The organism is Blautia ammoniilytica, assembly GCF_025566965.1.
Taxonomy (GTDB): domain Bacteria; phylum Bacillota; class Clostridia; order Lachnospirales; family Lachnospiraceae; genus Blautia_A; species Blautia_A ammoniilytica.
This window is the reverse complement of sequence record NZ_JAOQJL010000009.1, coordinates 85,246-102,996: the sequence shown is the minus strand read 5'-3', so window position 1 is coordinate 102,996 and position 17,751 is coordinate 85,246. Positions and strand designations below refer to the sequence as shown.

At 44.0% G+C, this 17,751-nt stretch carries 15 protein-coding genes; 1 reads left to right on the top strand and 14 read right to left on the bottom strand.

The features are described from left to right. Positions 1-72 precede the first annotated feature (72 nt). The 10 genes from OCV61_RS06385 to OCV61_RS06340 form a co-directional block, all read right to left on the bottom strand. Positions 73-1,353 carry an adenylosuccinate synthase gene (locus OCV61_RS06385; RefSeq protein WP_158421106.1) on the bottom strand — a complete coding sequence of 427 codons (1,281 nt, stop codon included), beginning with the start codon at positions 1,351-1,353 and terminating at the stop codon, positions 73-75. A 261-nt stretch (positions 1,354-1,614) separates the two neighbouring features. Then, positions 1,615-3,588: a DUF2207 domain-containing protein gene (locus OCV61_RS06380; protein WP_158421104.1), complete on the bottom strand. Its 1,974-nt coding sequence runs from the start codon at positions 3,586-3,588 to the stop codon at positions 1,615-1,617. Between the two features lie 34 nt (positions 3,589-3,622). Further along, entirely contained in the window at positions 3,623-4,180 is a 558-nt protein-coding gene (locus OCV61_RS06375; RefSeq protein WP_158421103.1) for a LemA family protein, read from the bottom strand. A 246-nt stretch (positions 4,181-4,426) separates the two neighbouring features. Beyond that, a complete protein-coding gene (purB, locus tag OCV61_RS06370; RefSeq protein WP_158421102.1) occupies positions 4,427-5,860 on the bottom strand; it encodes an adenylosuccinate lyase in 1,434 nt (477 codons plus the stop codon). A gap of 145 nt (positions 5,861-6,005) precedes the next feature. Then, on the bottom strand, positions 6,006-6,692 hold the full coding sequence (locus OCV61_RS06365; RefSeq protein WP_158421101.1) for an amino acid ABC transporter ATP-binding protein: 687 nt from the start codon (positions 6,690-6,692) through the stop codon (positions 6,006-6,008). A 14-nt stretch (positions 6,693-6,706) separates the two neighbouring features. Further along, positions 6,707-7,357 carry an amino acid ABC transporter permease gene (locus tag OCV61_RS06360; protein ID WP_158421100.1) on the bottom strand — a complete coding sequence of 217 codons (651 nt, stop codon included), beginning with the start codon at positions 7,355-7,357 and terminating at the stop codon, positions 6,707-6,709. Positions 7,358-7,485: 128 nt separating this feature from the next. Beyond that, complete coding sequence (locus tag OCV61_RS06355; RefSeq protein ID WP_158421099.1) at positions 7,486-8,358, bottom strand: transporter substrate-binding domain-containing protein; 873 nt, start codon at positions 8,356-8,358, stop codon at positions 7,486-7,488. Positions 8,359-8,611: 253 nt separating this feature from the next. Beyond that, positions 8,612-9,394, bottom strand: a complete 783-nt coding sequence (locus OCV61_RS06350) for a hypothetical protein (RefSeq protein ID WP_158421098.1) — start codon at positions 9,392-9,394, stop codon at positions 8,612-8,614. Positions 9,395-9,407: 13 nt separating this feature from the next. Further along, positions 9,408-10,688, bottom strand: coding sequence for a DUF5716 family protein (locus OCV61_RS06345; protein ID WP_158421097.1), 1,281 nt, complete (start codon positions 10,686-10,688; stop codon positions 9,408-9,410). Positions 10,689-10,691: 3 nt separating this feature from the next. After that, positions 10,692-14,231, bottom strand: a complete 3,540-nt coding sequence (locus tag OCV61_RS06340; RefSeq protein WP_262582713.1) for a DUF5717 family protein — start codon at positions 14,229-14,231, stop codon at positions 10,692-10,694. 163 nt (positions 14,232-14,394) lie between these two features. Between OCV61_RS06340 and sigK the strand changes: the two genes are divergently transcribed. Beyond that, on the top strand, positions 14,395-15,036 hold the full coding sequence (gene sigK, locus OCV61_RS06335; RefSeq protein WP_158421096.1) for an RNA polymerase sporulation sigma factor SigK: 642 nt from the start codon (positions 14,395-14,397) through the stop codon (positions 15,034-15,036). A 39-nt stretch (positions 15,037-15,075) separates the two neighbouring features. On the opposite strand, the gene OCV61_RS06330 is transcribed toward sigK, so the two are convergent. From OCV61_RS06330 to OCV61_RS06315, 4 genes are read right to left on the bottom strand one after another with little or no spacing between them, the layout of a single operon-like run. Further along, positions 15,076-16,317: a peptidase U32 family protein gene (locus OCV61_RS06330; protein WP_158421095.1), complete on the bottom strand. Its 1,242-nt coding sequence runs from the start codon at positions 16,315-16,317 to the stop codon at positions 15,076-15,078. Then, positions 16,302-16,967, bottom strand: coding sequence for an O-methyltransferase (locus OCV61_RS06325; RefSeq protein WP_158421094.1), 666 nt, complete (start codon positions 16,965-16,967; stop codon positions 16,302-16,304). Before OCV61_RS06325 ends, OCV61_RS06330 begins: the two co-directional genes overlap by 16 nt. Then, a complete protein-coding gene (locus tag OCV61_RS06320; protein WP_158421093.1) occupies positions 16,964-17,368 on the bottom strand; it encodes an endolytic transglycosylase MltG in 405 nt (134 codons plus the stop codon). The genes OCV61_RS06325 and OCV61_RS06320 overlap by 4 nt, the downstream gene beginning before the upstream one ends. A gap of 38 nt (positions 17,369-17,406) precedes the next feature. Then, complete coding sequence (locus OCV61_RS06315; RefSeq protein WP_158421092.1) at positions 17,407-17,751, bottom strand: YlbF/YmcA family competence regulator; 345 nt, start codon at positions 17,749-17,751, stop codon at positions 17,407-17,409.

The window sequence follows — 17,751 nt, the reverse complement described above, 5'->3', positions numbered from 1 at the left end:
TACTTCCGCCTTCCTGACAGATAAAAAGAGGGGCCAGCAAGCTGTTCTCCACTGGCCGGTCCCTCAAAACTTTTACCTGTTTCTATAAATAATATCATTTCTTCCCGGTCCGTTTGAAACCATTGTAATCGGGCACTCGATCTGCTTCTCAATAAACTCAATATAATTTCTGCAGTTTTCCGGAAGATCTTCGTATTTCTTGATTCCGCGGATATCACATTTCCATCCCGGAAGCTTTTCCAGTACGGGTTTTGCTTTTTCCAGCTTGCAGGTAGTTGGGAAATCAGTTGTTACCTGACCGTCAATCTCATATCCTACACAAACCGGAATCTCATCCAGATATCCAAGAACATCAAGAACTGTAAAAGCCACATCTGTAGCTCCCTGGATACGGCAGTCATACTTGGATGCAACACAGTCATACCATCCCATACGTCTTGGGCGTCCGGTAGTAGCACCAAACTCACCGCCGTCACCACCGCGTTTTCTCAGTTCATCAGCCTCATCACCAAAGATCTCAGATACAAATGCACCAGCACCTACAGCACTGGAATATGCTTTACTTACAGCAATGATCTTCTTGATCTCATATGGAGGAACTCCTGCACCGATGGCACCATAGCCTGCCAGTGTAGAAGAAGATGTAACCATTGGGTAGATACCATGATCAGGATCTTTCATGGAACCAAGCTGTCCCTCAAGAAGGATCTCTTTCCCTTCTTTCAGTGCGTTCCACAGGAAAAGAGATACGTCTCCTACATATGGAGCAACCATTTCTTTGTATTCCATCAGCTTATCCATGATCTCATCCGGATTCAGAAGCGGCTTATGGTAAAGATGCTCTAACATAACATTCTTAACCTGGCAAACGCTTTCAACCTTCTCTCTCAGTTTCTCATTGTCAAACAGTTCATTTACCTGAAAACCGATCTTTGCATATTTGTCGGAATAGAAAGGTGCAATACCTGATTTGGTAGATCCAAAGGATCTGCCTCCCAGTCTTTCCTCCTCATACTGATCAAACAGAGGATGATAAGGCATAACGATCTGTGCTCTGTCAGAGATCAGGATCTTAGGTGCCGGTACGCCTCTGCTGACAATCTCATTATATTCTTTAAAAAATACAGGAATATCCAGTGCCACACCATTTCCGATCACACTTGTGGTACGACCGGAAAATACACCAGATGGAAGTGTATGCAGTGCAAATTTGCCATAGTCATTGACGATGGTATGTCCTGCATTAGCTCCTCCCTGGAATCTTACAACAACATCCGCTTCCTGAGCCAACATATCGGTAATCTTTCCTTTTCCCTCATCGCCCCAGTTAGCGCCTACTACTGCTTTGATCATAACACAATTCCTCCTCGTGTCTTTTTATGTTTACCGTAAATCCGGAAACATCCTATACTATTTTTTTATTCAAGAATGCCTCGGCATTCTTGCTGCGAGGTGCGCGTCATGCAATTGCATGACATACTTCTCCTGCGCACCTCTGCAATCCTGCCGGAGGCTATATCAGCTGGGGGATTGACTCCCACCACTGATACCAGCTTGTTGCTCACCACCTATAGAGGTGGGAGTCATCTCCCAGCTGATATTTCTAAAACCACATTACCAGCTTCCGCCGCCTCCGCCGCCAAAACCGCCGCCAGAAAAGCCTCCGCTGCTGCTTCCACCGGAAGATCCTCCGCTGCTTCCGCCTCCTGATGAACTTCCCGGATCCACCTTGGTAAGGGTGCTTGTTACATGCTGCATGCTCTTTGACATCTGCCTGCTGAACATATAATAATTCCATGTTACGTAATCCGGGGAACTGCTTACATACCACTCAGGTGCAGGAATAGCTAAGGTTTCCAGTCTCTTTGCAAATACATCAGAAAGACCGAACACATAGGTGTATGGCAGTACACTATAAAACCATTCCGGATTATCTTCTGCCATTGCCTTCAAACGGTCAAGCTCTGCTGTTTTAATAAACTCCCTAAGCCCAAGCAAACGTCCCATCCAATCCACACATTTTTCAGTTCTTTTTTTCATAAATGCTGTAAAGAACAGGCATATAAAGGATGCCACTGCTGCCACTGCCAGCCCACGTGTAAAATCAAACACATTCTGCTGTCTTAAGCCGGAGAGATAAATACCTGTCACAAGTGCAATCCCACACAGGTAAAAACAGATTCCTATGAACCCGCCTCCAATACGGCCGGCACCTCGCCTGCCATGCCATTTATCAACAGCAGAGCAAAGAAGAACCATACCGATCACCATCAGAATCAGTGAAAACACACTGAAAATCTGCTGCAGGATCCAAAACTTATTCAGCACAAGCATCATCACAAGAAAGATGCACATGGGCACAAAGCTGATCAGAACAGCAAACACTCTTGCCACAGTAGAGGAAGTGGTATAAAGACCGCCCTTTGCCTTCACATAATCCTTAACCTGGCTCTTAACCGTATCAATTGTACCTGCACATTTATATTTCAGGCTAGAAATCCTGACAGAATCCCCTTTTTTGAAAAGCTTATCAAACAGGGTTCTTTCATATTTGGGAGCATCCACAGGCAATGGAAGTGCTGTCTTTATCAGTGTAAGATCCTTTTTCTTGCCGGTATCTTTGATCTGAAGATGACCTCTGTCTGCCCAGTAAAGGATCAGGGACAAAACATCCTTATCCTCCACACTGCCGTCAATAATATACCCTACTGCTGCACTGTCCAGATCTACAGGGGGCTGAAACTGTACAGATGTAATGATCTCTTCGTCCCTCCCGAAATGTTGGAACATAAAGATCACCAGCACCAGGATCACCACGGAAGCAGCCACCAGGATCGTATTCACAGGAGGGATCAGATTACTTCCTGTAAAATAATCATCTCCCATCTGGACATACATGGTAATGCCGCTGCCAAATTCCATATCCTGGGTCAGCGTACCTTCCAGGGTATTCCCATCCCAGACAAGATCCATCAGTTCCTTCCCATCTGCAGTCGATCCGTAACTTCCATAATATAATTCCAGCTTTTCATGATCAAAATTCTTTGGAAAGCTTACTATAAAGCTGCTGCCTTCTGGAATCACATTCTGCCAGCTTAAAGGAAACAGGTTGTAATATACATCTGTATATGCTTTTTCTTGTACTAACGGTGTAACTGAGTACTCCATGTAATAGGTCTGTGGGCCATATACCGTATGATCCGCATCTCCAAGCTTAAGAACATAGAAACCCTCGTCTGTACTCTCTTCTACATTTGTATTGCAGTATTCCAACTCTATATCAGCAAAATAAGGGATCTTTTCCCCTTGCACATTCTGAATGGTGCCTTTCATTGGAATATAGCGGTAAATTCCATGGCGTTCCCTAAGCATGTCCACCTGGATCGTCTCACTTACCAGGTAACTGTTGTCTTCCCCAATGGTCACTTCCACATGGTAATTCTCAGTATCCATATTGTGGTCATATTCAAGGGTGCTGCTGTCACCGCTTACCACTCCCAGGATATTCCCTGTCATACAAAACATGATTCCAATAACAACCAGTATGCCGATCTGGAATATTGTTGACAGGCTGACTTTCTTAAGCATACTTTCTCCTCCTGCTCAGGTTTCTTGTTTGATGTCAAAAAGAAACCTTTACATTTTCTCTTTCAGCATCAGAATTTACTTCATAAAGAGGTTTTCTCTTGAAGCCGAAAAGTGACGCAAGAATATTGCCTGGGAACATCTCTGTTTTCGTGTTGTATTTATTAACAACACCATTATAGTATCTTCTTGAACCTGCAATTTCTTCCTCAATACGGGAAAGCTGATTCTGCAGACTCAGAAAGTTCTGGTTTGCTTTCAGATCCGGATAACTTTCTGTAAGTGCAAACAGACTTTTCAGTGTACCTGAAAGTGCATTGTCATTTGCTATTTTCTGCTCCGGACTGTTGGCATTCATAGCCATATTTCTGGCATTGATCACAGCCTGAAGTGTGTCCTGTTCGTGCTTGGCATAACCTTTTACAGTTTCCACAAAATTAGGAATCAGATCATACCGTTTCTTTAAGGATACATCCATAGCTGAAAAGGCTTCTTCGCTTTTGTTGCGAAGTCTGACAAATCCATTATAGGAGGACACAAGCCAGAGCACCAAAAGTACAACTATTGCCAGTACAATAATCACAATTTTTAACATTTTTCTTTCTCCCTCCATCACGGAAAACCATCAGGCTTTCCAGAACAGCCACAGCTTTCAAGTCGAGCAGCCGCGAGACTTGGCGCGTGATTCTGGTCAGCGTAAGCTGACATATTCTTTACAGAATCACTGCGCATCCTCGCGGAGCGTTTATCTCAGTCGGAGATTGGACTCCCACTGAGACGAACTTGCTGTTACTTACCACCTGAAAGAAATGGGAGTCTTCTCGACTGAGATAAATGGCTGTTATACATTAATCTCTGCGTGCATGCCAAGCATCTCTTTATGGGCATCCAGCACAGGGGTTACTACCTTTGCAACAAAGCTTTCTGTCTGCTCTTTTGCACGGCCAACATACTTCTTAGGATCCATTGTTTTCTGCAGTTCTTCCAATGTAAGGTTGAAAGCAGGATCCGCAGCGATCAGTTCAAGAAGATTGTTATCCTTTCCTTCTACCTTTACAGTCTTTCCTGCTTCCATGGAAAGCTCACGGATACGCTCATGCAGTTCCTGGCGGTCTCCGCCTGCCTTTACTGCATCCATCATAATGTTCTCAGTAGCCATAAACGGAAGTTCAGCCATCATATGCTTCTCGATCACCTTAGGATAAACAACCAACCCATCAACCACATTCAGACACAGATCCAGTATACCATCAATAGCAAGGAATCCTTCCGGAATGGAAAGACGCTTATTTGCTGAATCATCCAAAGTTCTTTCAAACCACTGGGTGGCAGAGGTGATAGCCGGATTCAATGCATCTATCATCACATATCTGGATAAGGAAGCAATACGCTCACTTCTCATAGGATTTCTCTTGTATGCCATAGCAGAAGATCCGATCTGAGACTTCTCAAAAGGCTCTTCCACTTCTTTCAGATGCTGTAAAAGACGGATGTCATTGGACATCTTATGTGCGCTGGCAGCAATACCTGCAAGGATATTTGCAACACGGGTATCAACCTTTCTGGAATAGGTCTGGCCGGATACCGGATAGCATGCCTTAAATCCCATCTTCTGTGCGATCATTGGATCGATCTTGTCGATAGTCTCCTGGTCTCCGTCAAAAAGCTCCAGGAAGCTTGCCTGTGTACCTGTAGTTCCTTTGGAGCCAAGCAGCTTGATGGTTCCTAGTACATACTCCAGATCTTCCAGATCCATAAGGAACTCCTGACACCATAAGGTTGCTCTTTTCCCTACTGTAGTAGGCTGTGCAGGCTGAAAATGTGTAAAAGCCAGTGTGGGCTGATCCTTGTATTTGTCTGCAAACCTGGACAGCTCTGCAACAACATTCACCAACTTCTTCTGAACCAGCTTCAATGCTTCTACCATAATGATGATATCTGTGTTGTCCCCTACATAACAGGAGGTAGCTCCCAGATGGATGATTCCTTTTGCCTTGGGACACTGAACTCCGTAAGCGTACACATGAGACATTACATCATGACGGACTTCCTTTTCCCTTGCTTTTGCCACATCATAATTGATGTCCTCTGCATGGGCTTTCATCTCATCGATCTGCTCCTGGGTAATATGAAGCCCCAGTTCTTTCTCTGTCTCTGCAAGTGCGATCCACAGCTTTCTCCAGGTACGGAACTTCATATCCTGTGAAAAAATATACTGCATCTCTCTGCTTGCATAACGCTCGGATAACGGACTTGTGTATCTGTCTGTGCTCATCTTCGTTCTCCTATTTCTTTGTATATTCAGGAACTGACAGTTCCTGCACATGATAAAATGTATGTTTCCCCGCTTTTTACGGATAAACATACTTATTCGTCTAAAATTATATAACATTGCCCATGCAAAAGCAACCAAAAAGGCATCAACCCTGATGGAATTTACCCAGGAATTCCTTCATACGGGCATGTTCGGAAGCAAATACCTGCTCAGGTGTACCTTCTACAGCGATCACACCATCATCCATAAAAATAATCCTGTCTGAAATATCTCTTGCAAAAGTCATCTCATGAGTTACGATCACCATGGTAATATGCTCTGCAGCAAGGGCCTTGATCACCTTCAGGATCTCACCGGTAAGCTCCGGGTCCAGTGCAGAAGTAGGCTCATCAAAAAACAAAATATCTGGATTCATACAAAGTGCCCTTGCAATGGAAACCCTTTGCTGCTGACCGCCAGACAGCTGGTAAGGATATGCATCTTCCTTTCCTTCCAGTCCCATCTTTTTAAGAAGCTCTCTTGCCTGCACCAGCACCTCTTCTTTTTTACGCTTCTGCACACGCATCGGTGCATCAATAATATTTTTCAGCACAGAAAAATGAGGGAAAAGATTAAAGTTCTGAAATACCAGACCTACTTCCCCGTTTTTTACGATCTCGCCGGCATCCGGTGTCTCAAGCCCTGTAGCACACCGAAGCAACGTGGACTTTCCGGAGCCGGAAGGCCCAATGATGCTTAACACTTCTCCTTTATCTACCTCCAGCGAGATATCTCTTAACACATCCAGTGCACCAAAGCTTTTCTTAATATGTTTCATTTCAAATAATATCATTTTACTTTTCCCCCTTATTTGTAGTAATTCATCATTTTCTCGATCTTGTTCATAGCTACAGCTACAATAAGGTTAAAAATGTAATAGAAGATGGCAGCAACCAGAAACGGAGTCATGGTAGTCTGGGCACTTGCAATCTGTTTGGCAATGGTAAACATTTCGGCAACAGATACTACAAATGCAAGGGACGTATCTTTTACCAAAGTGATCACCTCATTGGTGATGGACGGAAGGATTCTTTTAATAACCTGTGGCAGGATGATCCTGAAAAAGGTCTGGGACTTGCTATACCCAAGAATCTGTGCTGCTTCATACTGTCCTGCAGGCATGGATTCAATCCCGCCTCTGTAAATCTCTGCAAAATAAGCAGCATAATTGATAGCAAATCCGATAAACACTGCGATTAGACTGTAACCTCTGGATATACGGATCCCGAAAATAAAGTAAGGGCCAAAATAAACCACCATCAGCTGCAGCATCAGCGGTGTTCCTCTCATCACCGAAATATAAGCAGATACGATTCCTTTCAATATTTTATTCTTTGACATTCTTCCAAAACATATCAGAAGCCCCAGTGGCAGGGAACAGATCAAAGTCACAAAGAAAATTTCCACAGTAGTGACCATTCCGCCTGCCAGCTGTTCCAGCATTGTACTTAAATCCATATACTTTCCTCCATTAGCACAACAACAGAGGGTGCAAGCTGTACCCTCTGTCTGTTATACATTCGTCCTGTTTTATCTCAGTCGAGAAGACTCCCACCTCTTTCAGGTGACAGCCGTCATCAAAATTATCACTCTGCCTCTGTTTCTTCTGCTTCTGTTTCAGCTTCTGTTTCACTGTCATCTTCTGTCTCAGAAGCCTCCTGTGCATCATCGTCTCCGATGCACAGCATATCAGCAACCTCATACTGCTGGGCAAGCTTCTCTACTTCGCCAGCCTCATACAGCTTCATAACCTCTGCCCATACAGTATCTCTCAGTTCTTCATTGCCCTTCTTAAAGCCGATACCATACTGCTCACTCTGAATAGGCTCATCCATGATCACATATTTGCCCTCTTCTCTTTTGGACAGCTGATATTTGGCAACCCCGATATCAACAGCAATGGCATCTGCTGCACCTGAATCCAGATTCATAAATGCTGTATTGTAGTTCTCATTCTCAGTAAGAGAAGCAAAACTTGCAGTCAGATCTTTGTTGTCATCACTGTTCAGTGCATCCAGTGCAGCGGATGCAGTCTGTACAACCACATTCTTACCAGCCAGGTCTGACAGCTTCTCAATACCGGAATCTGCTGCCACAACCATTACCTGCTCATTATTAAGATATGGGTCTGACCATGTATAGTCATCCTCACGACCGTTAATGGTAAATCCATTCCAGATACAGTCAATAATACCAGAATTCAGGTCTGCATCCTTGCTGTCCCACATAATCGGTGTTTTCACCAGCTCCCAACCAAGATTGTCGCAAACTTTCTGAGCCAGATCAAGATCAAAGCCTACATATTCTCCATCATCATTCATGTATCCAAAAGGCGGATATTCTGCATCAAAGCCTACCACCAGTGTCTTGCTGTCTGCATCTGCGTAAACCGGAACAACAGATACCATTCCCACTGCCATTACTGCTGCCAGAACTGCAGCCATCATCTTTTTCTTCATATTGTGATCCTCCTCTTCGTCTTCCTTTAAAAAACTTCATGTTCTAAAACCATTCTTTTCGTAACTGTTCACTGCCTGATAAATTGTTACCATTTCTTTAGTACGTAGTCACTCTACCGTATTAAAGCATGTTGATATGGTAGCATAGGAATCCATAGCTGTCAAGAGGAGTTTTTGTAAATACCGGAATTGTTGAAATACACAAGTACGAAACAATCCACAGTTATCATAGAAACACAGGTTCCTTATTGAATCAGGAACCTGTGCTTCTATGATATTCTTTTGTAAATTTTACCAGGCACTCATCAATATGCTGAGAATACACCGGTATCTCCGGCTTCTTGGCAAACCGCTCCAGAGCCTGCTGCACAGTCTCTTTTACCTGGTCGCTTACATTCAGTGCAGTCAGACGGCTTTCATATTCAATAGGTGTCCGGATGCTTTTATAAGCAAGAAGATAGGTGATCAGAGACTGCTCTGTTTCATCCAGCTGATGCGCATGCCAAAAGCATTCCACTGCCTTTTCCATCTGAAAAAGATAGCTGCAGGCACATCCCAGATTGTGATAGATCTGTGCTGTAAGCCCTGCCTGTCCCTGCTCCAGTCCTTCTTTTTTCAGAAGCTTCTCATATACATGGATGGCACTTACCAGCATCCCATTCTCTACCAATGCATCTCCCTTTTTCTTCTCACGGACTACAGGGGCTTCTGCATCCATCTTGGAAAGCTTTGCATTTAATGTGCGAAGCTCTTCATATGTAAGATAATTGATCTCCTTGAAAACAGGATACAGAATATCCTCTGCGCTTGCAAACTTACCCAGCTTAGGACGAAGCTTTGCAGCCAGCCTTGGAAGCTCCAGTTCCTGGGTGATCCAGCTGCACAATGCTTCATTGATAATCGTCTGATCCACCAGATAAATATTGTGATAAAGATAATAACACAATTCTTCCAGTGTATAGATATTGGTGCTGATATTCTGGATAAAATAAGGAGATCTGGCTTTTTTAGTCTGACATAAAATATATCCGCTCATTCCTCGTTCCTCCTTACCACTTTACGGAATCTTTCCATACCTTGCCGCTGGAGGGATACATTTCTCCAAAGCCAAGATCCTTTACTGTAATCCTGCACAGATCTTTGGAAATATACTGTAACTCCAGGGAAAGCCTGGTAGTTTTATTTGGACGCACAGGCAGTCCTGGAAGCCCCATGGAAATACGTTTCTTACCTTCCTGTCCCATGGTACTCACCACAAACACCAGCTCCTTTGTATCATCCAGGATCAATTCGCAGCCGGCTTTACATTCATACCAGTTCACTCCTGCATGGATCAACGGATAGTAGGTAGGTGATCCCATCACCCGCATTTCCATACCTACATCTGTAAGCACCAAAGAAGGACTGAGGTAGCGGTAGCCTTTCAGATTCCTGTCCTCTGTTTTTTCCTTACCTGCTCCGCAGGCTCCCTTTGCAAAAAGATTGTTTCCAAAATACACTTTTCTTCTCTGCTGGCACAATAGTCTTACAGATTGCTTAGCCCACTTTGGATCAAACCCCTTGCCGGTGATCTGGATGCTGGAATATAGATCTGTTCCCAGAGTTTTCTGAATGAAAGCCAGAAAATCCGAATCACGGTGCAAGGCTGCTTTTTCTCTGGAAGCTTCCGCCTCCTCGGTCAAAAGCCCTGTAAGGCTGCACTCTCCCAGATCTTCCAGCTGCACCAGTACAGGACCTCCGCCCTGCATCACCAGCTTACGGAACTGCACCCTGTCCCCGTTAAAATCATACCAACCTACGCTTCGGTTCCAGGTTTCTCTTTTTTGGGTCATAATATAGTAGAAAAAGCTTTCTCCGTAATCAAGAAGCAGATACTTATCCTCCAAAAAGCCCAGCGCCTGGCAAGCTCTCTGAAAATTAGACACTTGCACCTGATCCAGCTCCTGCGCAGTGATCACCAGGCATTTGGTATTTTTCACCACATCCATTACACCTAAAAATTTCAGCATTCCTTTTAAGAATACTGCCAGCAACTCCCAAGGCTGCTTTGTTTCTGTGCCCACCTGCACTGCTTCCTCTTTTCTGCAAAGATCATACAGACTGTCGATCAGTATGCCCCCACGGTCTCTTGCAAAATATTCAGCCTCCAGACCTACACAATAATCCTTATGCTCTCCTCTGTGACAGAGAAGGGTAGGAGCTTCAAACTGTTCGCTGCCCACCTTCATGGAAACAGACCTGGGCTCATCACCCTTTCTGTCATAATAACAGATCTGGGAGTATTCCTTGCCAAAGTCAATACCAATAATCAAGTCCCGAATCTCATTCATCCCTTAGTCCTCTTTCCTGATCACAAACATCTCATTCACATACTGTTCCTGCCGCAGATACTGTTTCAGCTTTGCAGCTACTTCTGCATCCTTGTCCAGCCTTCTGGCTGACAGGATCTGGTTGATCATCTGATATTTGCTGCCTGGTGCGCCTTCCACCCGGCTCATGGTCATAGTACGTTCTGCAGTCTTTTTTATTTTCCCTTTATATTCTGACTGGAAATAATAATGCAGGGTTTCTCCATAGAAAAGTGTAAATGACTTTGTGCGGATCCCTTCGTATATATCATAAAGTGGTTCATTTTTGTATTCCGGTTCTGCTCCAAGGCCAGTATCCAATGCATAAAACAGTGTAACCTTCCACTTTGGACTGCCGTGGAACTCTACATAGGTCTTATCATCCAGCTGATAAGGGCTGAGAAGCTCTGCAGATAATTTATGGAAAAAGGCAAACTCCATGTTTCTGTCCATGCATTCCTTCAGAAGCTCTCTCTCCATAGAAAGGATCTCTTCGCTTTTTCCTTTTTCCCTTACAAGTTCTTTAAAAAGCGCCAGATGGCAGATCAAATCTACCGGCCACTTTTCCAGATATGCCTTTTTCAGGGATTTTTTCACAAGACTGCTCATGGAAAACTCTTTAACAAAAATCCCATATGCCACCTGTGTCAGATAAGCACCGATCAGTCTTTCTTTTCCTTTATGCTTGATATAATCTGCCAGAATACTCTCTCCCTCTTTTCGATAGTCAGAGGTAAAGATCAGAAGCCCCAGCAGCTTTTCTTCCATATCATAAGTATCCATTTCAAAGCCTTTGGCACTTTTCCAGATAGAAAACATCTCGTCCATTGGCCCAAACCTATACTTCATCAGATACTGAAGGATTACTTCATCATAAATCCCGCTTCTGTATACTTCAGATGCCAGTGCCAGCAATTCTTCGTCCTCTGCCATTTCACAGCGGATGATCATCCTGCTTACCAGCTTCAGAAGGCTCTTCATATCCAGTCCTTCAAAGCCAAACTCTTCCACAATGGCTGCTGCCTGCGGAAAAAGCCCTCTGGAAATCAATACAGACAACAAAGTTTCCCTGTCTACCAGTGCATATTCCCTGCAATCCAACCTTTTCAGGTATCCGTCCAGGTCTTCCCCATGGATATGACCAGCATAATAATCCAGGATCTCTTTGCGGATTCCTCCCCTATAATCACTGCTCACTCCAGGAAGTCCGGCCAGCTTCTGGAAAAGTTCCAGATCATCCCTGGAAATAGGATGCTCCATGCAATAGTGAAGCAGCACACCTGTGTCCTCCACACCAAAAGCCAGCACCTTTGGCATCATCTCTTCTTCGTCCAACATCTTTTTCAAATTATAGCCAACGGTAGAAGCATACCGTCTCTGCTGCTCATCCTGGAAAAGGATCACCGCATCCTCTGTATAGATTCTTGGATAGGCCACCCCCTGTACACATGGGTACACTTCTTCCTCAGCCATCTGACTGTGCTTTACGATCACACTGCGGATCTTTTTGTCATCACAGAAAAGCCGGTAAGTAAACATCCTGCCGGCAATAGCGTTTGCCTCTTCCTTTGTCTTTGGATCTGTAAGAAATTCCTGATAGATTGCAGCATAATGTTCATTCATACATCCTTCTGACAACTTTTTCTTTGCAAAAACAGCCATACTCTTCTGATAACTCTGGTAATTTGCCGGATCTGCTTCTTTATCAGCAATTACCCTGGAATAAATGAATGCTTTCTTGTTATCCCCCAGCGTATCATTATTATAAGTAAAATACATAAGCAGAGGCTTGGGCAGTTCCTGCTGGCCGGCCATATCCATGGTCTCCACATAGTACTCATACAATCTGGTAATCCGCAATCCCTGCTGTACAGCCCGGCTGTACCATATAAAATATTCAGGTTTCCTGGGATTCCCTTTTATGATATATTTGCACACTGCTTCCAGGGTATCCTCAGATGGAAAGTACTCATACCCTTTTGCCAACACACGATAAAGACTTTCATTATAATTCTTCTCATATCCGGACAAATAGGCAATACGCATAGCCAGCTCCTGGGTTAGCAGATCCCTTTTTGCAGCAAACAAAAATACCTGTACCCAGAACCCATTTAATCTGTGCAGAAGGGAAATATTCCTGCTTACCAGCTCCCAAGCCTCCAAATACAGGAACGGACTTTTACATCCTTTTTCATAAAGCTCCTCCATCATAAAAATCGCCTTGGACGATGACTGGCAAAGCTCAGGATCCTTTCTTAGCAATACCCATAAAAGAGTAAAGCTATCCTCTTTCTGCATATGGAAATTGCGAAGCTTCCTAAGAGCCTGCTCCTGATCTCTGTAAATCCCTGTTTCCACACACAAATACAAGTAAAATCCTGCAAATTCCAGGTCGTCCTTTGTAAAGGCTTTGTCCTGGTATTTTTCAAGAATCTGCACTGCTCCTTCATCATTTCCTTCCTGATGGAGCAGAAAAGCTTCATACATCTGATATTCTGGATAATCACATCCATTTTCACGCAGCTGGTTCAGCTCATAATGAGTGCTTGCCGCCCATGTGGAAGCATCCATTTTATTGCACCTGAAATCCAGGTAGTCCTTAAGGATAGCCAGCTTGTGCTGCTCCTCCACTACCCGCACATTAACCTCTACCTTTGGTGTTCGTGACACCAGAAGCTCATAAGTAAGCTGCTGATAAGGACTTTTTACTACAATCTTACCGAACTGGTTGCCTGCCCCCAGCTTGTCACAGCTGATCAGATAATCCACTTCATAATAGCTGCCAATAAAGTCTTCATCTGTAACAACCTTCTTGGGAATCTCCAGGAAATCCCCATATGCTTCTATTTCCAGGCGCAGATGTCCCCATCCGCTTCTGTGGATATGAAAAGCCTCCTGCATATCCTGCTTCACTTCGTAGTATCTGGCACCAGGGTCCTTCAAAGAAACGCTCACCTGCTCTTTCATGCCAATACCGATCAGGAATTCCTCCAGATGCTGGTAAGTCACTGGCTGTCTGGAAAGACCGGCAAAAAGAGCCTTTTTCTGATCCTCTTCATTCTTTAACAAAGAGGAAAAAGAAGGATCAGTAAAAATACGAAAGGCTTCTCTGAAATCTTTTTTTGCAATCTGGCAGAATTCTTCCAGATCACTCACTGTACCTTTCGCTGTTTTTAATTCTTCTTTTTCTACATGTATCTCAAAACCAAGTCTGTATTCTCCGATATTGGTGGTAAAGCAGATCCAGCCTTCCAGATCCTGTCCTGGTTCCATGCCTACTGCATCAATACCATATGGCAGGCAGACTGTTGTTCCGGTAAACTTATCAAGACCCGGCACCAGCCGTCTGGAGGAGGATGTAACATATCCCCGGATCCTGCAGTTATCTTCGGTTCCAAGATATACTTCTCCCCGCCTGGTTTCTCCTGCTTTCAGGGTCAGGGAAATCTTTTCTTTTGAAAAAAGAAGATGGGGCTGTTCATATTCAAATTTTCCATTTAATAGCTGTTCTGTTTTTTTCTTCAATATCCTTCACCTTACTGTCTTTTGTTATTCGCTGTACTGTTTTCCATTATAATGATTTTACAGCTCTATTTCAACGCAAAATTAGAAGCAAATCCAAGTTGGAAAAGCACCAGCTTCCATTTTGCGGCATAGAATATAGAGAAATCCCTTTCGAGGTGCGGACTTGAAGACTTTCCAGAAACCCCTGACTCCTGCACAGGAACGCTTCTATCTTCAACAATACCAGGAGGGAAATGAAGAGGCAAAGAAAATCCTGATAGAACGCAACCTCCGTCTGGTAGCCCATATCGTTAAAAAGTATCAAAGCGGCGAGGAAGACCTGGATGATCTTATTTCCATCGGCACCATCGGTCTGATCAAGGCGATTTCTACTTTTGATATCAGCAAATCCACCCGATTATCCACCTATGCAGCAAGATGTATTGATAATGAGCTTCTTATGATGTTTCGTTCCAGAAAAAAATTTTCCAGGGAAGTTTCTCTTTATGAACCAATCGGAATGGATAAGGAAGGAAACGAGATCAGTCTTTTAGATGTGATTGAAAGTCCTCTTACAGATGTGGTAGAAGATTATTCTATACGTGAAGATTTAAAGCTTCTTTTTCAGTCCATAGATAAGGTTTTAAACACTCGGGAATACCAGGTGATCTGCTGCCGTTTCGGTCTTTTCGGCCAGCAGGAGCTGACACAGAAGGAGGTTGCCAGACAGATGGGCATCAGCCGTTCTTATGTTTCCCGCATTGAAAAAAATGCCCTGACCAAGCTTCGGAAATTGTTCCCAGCCGGGCAAAGGCATTTTTCATAAACGGCAACTGCTGGACATTCACAGTTGTCGTAAATATGTCTATTGTTCTTCTTCTCTTCGCAGAATATCATACTCCTGGATATCTGCCCCAAGATCGATCCACAGCTTCTGCTGGGCATGAGGTGCACTTTCCATTGATGTGCCATCACAGTCATAGATCCCACGGACAGTTACATCCAGATTCCATCCATCCGGCTTCATGATCTGTATGGTTTCACCTACAGAAAACTTATTTCTCTGAGTGATCTGGATACGACCGCTTTCATCAACAGCCTCTGCAAAGCCCAGATAAGTAAAATTCTTCTCATAGGTATTATCTGTATAAATCTGGGTATTGCTGTCCGGCTTCCCATAAAAAAACCCGGTTGTAAACTGACGATAAGTACAATTGGAAATCTGCTCCTGGTACCAAGGCATATTTGCCTGATACTTCTCAGGTGATTCCATATAATCATCAATGGCTTTCCGATAGGTGCGGGCAACCGTAGCTACATACAAAGCCGTTTTCATCCTGCCTTCGATCTTCAGACTGTCAATGCCGCTGGTCATAATATCATCCATATGCTCTATCATGCAAAGATCCTTGGAATTAAAAATATAAGTGCCTCTTTCATTTTCATAAACAGGCATATACTCGCCTGGGCGTTTCTCCTCTACAATGGAATATTTCCATCTGCAGGGATGAGTGCAGGCTCCCCGGTTGGCATCTCTTCCCACCATATAATTGCTGAGAAGGCAGCGTCCAGAATAAGAGATACACATTGCCCCATGGACAAAGGTTTCTATCTCCAGATCTTCCGGGATATGTGCCCGGATCTGACGAATCTCTTCCAGAGACAGCTCCCTTGCTGTAACTACACGCTTTGCTCCAAGCCTGTGCCAGAAAAGGAAGGTTTCATAATTGGTATTATTGGCCTGGGTACTGATATGGCATTCAATCTCAGGGCAGATCTCCCTGGCATAAGTAAATATACCTGGATCTGCAATGATCAATCCGTCCGGTTTCAATTCTTTTAATTCTTTTAAATATTCCCGCACTCCTTCCAGGTCATAATTGTGTGCCAGGATATTCACCGTAACATATACTTTTACCCCATGCTCATGGGCAAAAGCAATCCCCTGAAACATATCTTCATGAGAAAAGTTCTTTGCTTTTGCACGAAGTCCGAAAGCTTCTCCACCGATATATACTGCATCAGCCCCGAAAATAACCGCAATCTTCAACACCTCCAGACTGCTGGCTGGAACAAGCAGTTCAGGTCTTTTTAATGGTTCTCCCATTCTATTTCCTCCTTCTTCACACTTACAGTCACTCCGTCTCCCAGGGGAAGAATGGAGGTTTCCAGTAATGGATCATGTTTCAGCTGATACAGATATTCCCGCATTCTTTTGTAGATCGTACGGTCACGCCTTTCCACAATGTAATGGGACTCTATAAGATTTCCATCCTGCAGCACATTGTCAGACAAGAGAACCCCTCCTTTCTTAAGCAGGCGAATCACATCCGGAAGCCAGTGGATGTACTGTCCCTTTGCAGCATCCATAAAGATCAGGTCATAAGAACCAGAAAGACCGGCCAGTATCTTTGTTGCGTCCCCTTCCAGAAGGGTGATCTTTGACTCCTGCCCGGCTTTTCTGAAATTCTCCTTTGCCAGGGGAATTCTTTTTTCGTAATTTTCTATAGTAGTAATCTGTACATCTGCAGGACCATATTCACACATAAGAAGTGTGGAGAAGCCAATGGCTGTCCCCACCTCAAGAATGCGCTTCGGTCTTTGCAGTGCCAGAAGCATCTTTATGAAGCTTTGCATTTCCCTGCGGATCACCGGAACCCTTTCCTGCAAAGCATACTGCTCCAATTCTTCAAGAAATGGTGTATTCCCGGTATCCAGGGAATTAATAAAGGTCCGCATTCTCTCTTCTACGATCACGAATTGCTTACCCCTTCCTGCTCTGTATCTCCTGCAAGGATCCCCATGATCCTGGTAGGTGTATATGCTGTACTGAGCAAATATGTACCGGCTTTCAGCTTTCCTTTGTAATTGGATAATTTCTCCTGTACATAGAACACCTTGGCATCCTTGATCAGTCCTTTGGCTTCCAGAATCTCTCCGATCTGATATTCAGAAGATCCTTCTGGGATCACAACAGTTACTTCCTGTCCATCCCCAGGGCTCATTGCCTGTTGGTTAAATATGTCATATCCAAACTGATAGGTAGTCTTTCCTGCCCAGAATATAAACACTGCAACACATACGTACAATGCGATCCGGAACACTCCGCCTGCAAAAACCAGTCCGGCTTTTCCTATCTTGTCTCTGGTATTTCCCATTACAACCTCCTTTATATAGGCTTTCCTGTGGCCGTCTGTCAGAACTCCGGAATCTGTATATGGATTCCTTCTGTCACACGTATACAGATCTTCTGCATCAGCCTGCATAAGGCAAGCTCTGCATCCAGGTATGCATTCACCTGCGGATTCCTGCGAAGCTCTTTGGACTCCCTTGACAGCTGTTCTGCCACCTGGAACAGATCATCCCTTCCGGTCTCATTCTGCATCCGAAAATTATTACTGCGGAATTGAAAAACCCTTGCCTTCAAATCCGGATCCTGATCCAGAAGTTCTTCCTGTTTTTTGTATTCCTCATATTCCCTGCTGTTTTTAACAGCATCCAGCAGGGAATCGATCTTTTCTTCAATTACTTTCGTATCCAT